The 2,092-nt window shown below is 39.8% G+C and carries 2 protein-coding genes; both read left to right on the top strand.

Annotation, left to right across the window (positions count from 1 at the left end):
* The first annotated feature begins 96 nt into the window (after positions 1–96).
* Positions 97–729: an IS607 family transposase gene (locus I6E26_RS10935; protein WP_235321900.1), complete on the top strand. Its 633-nt coding sequence runs from the start codon at positions 97–99 to the stop codon at positions 727–729.
* Positions 683–1,891, top strand: coding sequence for an RNA-guided endonuclease InsQ/TnpB family protein (locus I6E26_RS10940; protein ID WP_235321899.1), 1,209 nt, complete (start codon positions 683–685; stop codon positions 1,889–1,891). Before I6E26_RS10935 ends, I6E26_RS10940 begins: the two co-directional genes overlap by 47 nt.
* The last annotated feature ends 201 nt before the right edge of the window (positions 1,892–2,092 follow it).

Consider the following 2,092-nt stretch of genomic DNA (forward strand, 5'->3'; position numbering starts at 1 on the left):
TAAAGGAGGAGATATTAAGTAACTGATTTTATAGACAAATATGTATATTGGTGATATAATGTGTCTATGGAGGTTAGAGCCATGAACACATCAAATATTACTAATTACAAGCCTAAAGAATTTGCAGAGCTTCTCAATGTCACAGTCAAGACACTTCAACGCTGGGACAGGGAGAAAACGCTTGTAGCAAACAGAACCCCCACAAATAGAAGATATTACACCTACGACCAGTATCTACAGTTCAAAGGCATTGGCAAAGATGCTGATTCTCGAAAGGTAGTCATTTACGCACGGGTGTCAACTAGAAATCAGACAGATGACCTTGAGAATCAAGTGGATTTTCTTCAACAGTATGTCAACGCCAAAGGTCTTATAGCTGATGATATTATCAGAGATTATGGCAGTGGTTTGAACTACAACCGAAAGAAATGGAATCAGCTTCTAAGCGAAGTTATGGAAAACAAAATCAAGATGATTCTCGTATCTCACAAGGATAGATTTGTCCGCTTCGGCTTTGACTGGTTTGAGAAATTCTGCAACAAGTTCAATGTAGAGATAGTAGTCGTCAAAAATGAGAAACTGTCTCCACACGAAGAGCTTGTGCAGGATATAGTAAGTATTCTTCATGTATTTTCATGTAGGCTGTATGGCTTACGAAAATACAAAAAACAGATTGAGGGGGATGAGACTATTGCTAAAGGCGTTCAAAACGGAGATAGCCCCAACTGAAGGACAGAAAACCAAAATCATTCGTTCTATCGGTGTGGCTAGATTTCTGTATAACCAATATATCGCCTACAATCTCCGTCTGTATAAGATGTATCAGCGTGGCATACTTGACGAAAAACAGAAACGTTTTGTTACTGCCAACGATTTTGACAAGTATGTTAATCATAAGCTGAAAAAGGAACTGCCATGGATTGCCCAGTGCGGTTCTAAGGCACGTAAGAAAGCCTTGGTAAACGCTGAACAGGCATTTCGGCGGTTTTTCTCTGGTACGTCTGGGTTTCCGAACTTCAAAAAGAAAGCGAATCAGGACGTAAAGCTGTATTTTCCCAAGAATAATAATGGCGACTGGACAATATGGCGACATAAACTAATGATACCTACGCTAAAACAAGTCAGGCTTAAAGAGTTTGGCTATTTGCCTGTGGGTGCTAAAGTCACCAATGGTACAGTATCTTATGTGGCTGGACGGTTTTATGTCTCCGTTGTGGTGGATATTGACGAAAAATCCAAGTATAACAAGGATTTGGAAGCATCGTATCATACGGTGACGGATGGTGTGGGCATAGATTTAGGCGTGAAAGACCTTGCTATTGTCAGTGATGGCAAAGCTTTTAAAAATATTAATAAGGGTTCAAAGGTCAAACGACTGGAGAAACGACTTCGTAGAGAGCAGAGGCGACTTAGCCGTAAATATGAGTTTAGAAAAAAGAAAGGTGGTATAACTGCTACTGCCTCTGCAAATATAGACAAGCAAAAGCTAAAGATACAGAAAATTCATCATCATATAACAACAATCCGAGAGGATTATGAAAACAAAACGGTTCACGAAATAGTGAAGCAAAAACCACGCTTCATTACGGTGGAAGATTTGAATGTTAAAGGTATGATGAAGAATCGGCATCTAGCAAAAGCGATAGCGGCACAGAGATTTAATCATCTGTTAGCCAAGCTAAAACGCAAAGCAGAAATAATAGGGATTGAACTTCGGGAAGTTGACAGATTCTATCCAAGTTCTAAAACCTGCCACACTTGTGGACATATACATAAAGGTTTGAAACTCAAAGACAGAATGTATGCTTGTCCAAAATGTGGCTATACAGCGGATAGAGATTACAATGCTTCGCTTAATTTGCGGGATGCTAAAGAATATCGGGTATCTTAATAACAAAAGTTTCGATATATGTACCGATGGCTAGTCGGGAACAGGCTTGCCTCCTTGTTTAAAACAAGGAGTGTATTGTCAACGCCTTTGGAGTGCTACACAAACGCTAGTAGCTTGCCCCTTTGGGACGGCGAGAGCGAGCACGATGAACAAGGAATTTTTCTAAGACATATACACTTTTGTCTATGTTTTTAGTAGCAG

The sequence above is a fragment of the Anaerovibrio lipolyticus genome (assembly GCF_021531495.1).
GTDB lineage: Bacteria > Bacillota > Negativicutes > Selenomonadales > Selenomonadaceae > Anaerovibrio.